This is a genomic window from Pseudomonas sp. PAGU 2196, assembly GCF_022179005.1.
GTDB lineage: Bacteria > Pseudomonadota > Gammaproteobacteria > Pseudomonadales > Pseudomonadaceae > Aquipseudomonas > Aquipseudomonas kermanshahensis.
On the sequence record NZ_BNTL01000049.1, the window covers coordinates 1 to 1971 of the forward strand.

Genomic DNA, 1971 nt, shown 5'->3' on the forward strand with positions numbered 1-1971 from the left:
CGGCACCCAAGCGCAAACCTTACAAGCTGGTGGCCATTGGTACGTCCACGGGCGGCCCGGTGGCGCTGCAGCGGGTGCTGACGCAACTGCCCGCCAACTTCCCGGCGCCGATCGTGCTGATCCAGCACATGCCAGCGGCCTTCACCAAGGCGTTTGCCGAACGCCTGGACAAGCTGTGCAAGATCAGCGTGAAGGAAGCCGAGGACGGTGACCTGTTGCGCCCAGGCCTGGCGCTGCTGGCCCCGGGTGGCAAGCAGATGATGATCGACGGCCGTGGCACGGTGAAGATCCTGCCGGGTGACGAGCGCCTGAACTACAAGCCGTGCGTGGACATCACCTTCGGCTCGGCGGCCAAGTCGTACGGCGACAAAGTGCTGTCGGTGGTGCTCACCGGCATGGGCGCCGACGGCCGTGAAGGCGCGCGCCTGCTCAAGCAGGGCGGCAGTACCGTGTGGGCCCAGGATGAAGCCAGCTGCGTGATCTATGGCATGCCCATGGCCATCGTCAAGGCCAACCTGGCCGACGCGGTGTACAGCCTGGACGAGATCGGCAAGCACCTGGTCGAGGCCTGCGTCTGATGGACGTGCTAAGCCTGATCGGCCTGATCCTGGCGTTTGTCGCGATTGTCGGCGGCAACTTCCTCGAAGGCGGGCATGTCGGTGCGCTGATCAATGGCCCGGCGGGCTTGATCGTGCTGGGCGGCACCTTGGCGGCGGCGCTGTTGCAGTCGCCGCTGTCGGCCTTCAAGCGTGCCTTGCAGATTTTGCGCTGGATCCTGTTCCCGCCCCGGGTCGACCTGGCGGGCGGTATCGACCGGGTGGTGAACTGGAGCCTGACGGCGCGCAAAGAGGGCCTGCTGGGCCTGGAAGGGGTGGCCGACGCCGAGCCCGACCCTTATGCGCGCAAGGGCCTGCAGTTGCTGGTCGACGGTGCCGAGCCAGAAGCCATCCGCAGCATTCTCGAAGTCGACTTCCTGACCCAGGAGGGCCGTGACATCCAGGCCGCCAAGGTGTTCGAGAGCATGGGCGGCTACGCCCCGACCATCGGCATCATCGGCGCGGTCATGGGCCTGATCCATGTGATGGGCAACCTGGCCGACCCGTCGCAGCTGGGTAACGGCATCGCCGTGGCGTTCGTCGCCACCATCTACGGCGTGGCCAGCGCCAATCTGATCCTGTTGCCGATCGCCAACAAGCTCAAGGCTATCGTCATGCGCCAGTCGCGCTACCGCGAGATGCTGCTTGAGGGCCTGCTGTCGATTGCCGAGGGTGAAAACCCGCGCTCGATTGAGCTGAAGCTGCAAGGCTTCATGGAGTAACCATGCGCCGCCGTCGTCATACCGAGGAACACGAGAATCACGAGCGCTGGCTGGTGTCATACGCCGACTTCATCACCTTGCTGTTCGCGTTTTTCGTGGTCATGTACTCGATTTCCTCGATCAACGAGGGCAAGTACAAGGTCATTTCGCAGGCCTTGCTCGGGGTGTTCAACGACCCCGAGCGGAGCATGAAGCCGATCCCCATCGGTGATGAGCAGCCGCTGAGCGTGCGCCCGGCCGAGCCTTTGGTCAGGGACAGCGAGCAGACCGAAGCGGGCCTGGCGCAGACCAACGTCGACCCCCTGAAGACCATCAGCGACGACGTGCGCGACGCCTTTGGCGACCTGATCAAGACCGACCAGATGACCGTGCGCGGCAATGAGCTGTGGATAGAGATCGAGCTCAGTTCCTCGCTGCTGTTCGGCAGCGGTGATGCCATGCCCAGCGACAAGGCCTTCGACATCATCGAAAAAGTGGCGAACATCCTCAAGCCGTTCGCCAACCCGGTGCATGTCGAAGGCTTTACCGACAACCTGCCGATTCGTACCGCGCAGTACCCGACCAACTGGGAACTGTCGTCGGCGCGGGCGGCCAGCATCGTCCGCCTGCTGGCCATGGAAGGGGTCAACCCGGCGCGCATGGCCTCGGTGGGC

The 1971-nt window shown here is 64.4% G+C and carries 3 protein-coding genes; all 3 read left to right on the forward strand.

The features are described 5' to 3' along the window. A partial coding sequence (locus MFF34_RS27435) for a chemotaxis protein CheB (protein WP_283236635.1) occupies positions 1–578 on the forward strand: 578 nt, incomplete at its 5' end. Then, positions 578–1318 carry a flagellar motor protein gene (locus MFF34_RS27440; protein WP_027593007.1) on the forward strand — a complete coding sequence of 247 codons (741 nt, stop codon included), beginning with the start codon at positions 578–580 and terminating at the stop codon, positions 1316–1318. The genes MFF34_RS27435 and MFF34_RS27440, both read left to right, overlap by 1 nt. A 2-nt stretch (positions 1319–1320) precedes the next feature. After that, the coding region (gene motD, locus MFF34_RS27445) for a flagellar motor protein MotD (protein WP_238217710.1) at positions 1321–1971 on the forward strand (651 nt) is incomplete at its 3' end.

What these genes read in the sequence shown, in the direction of transcription:
- MFF34_RS27440 (WP_027593007.1), top strand. Translation starts at nt 578, where the DNA reads ATGGACGTGCTAAGCCTGATCGGCCTGATCCTGGCGTTTGTCGCGATT.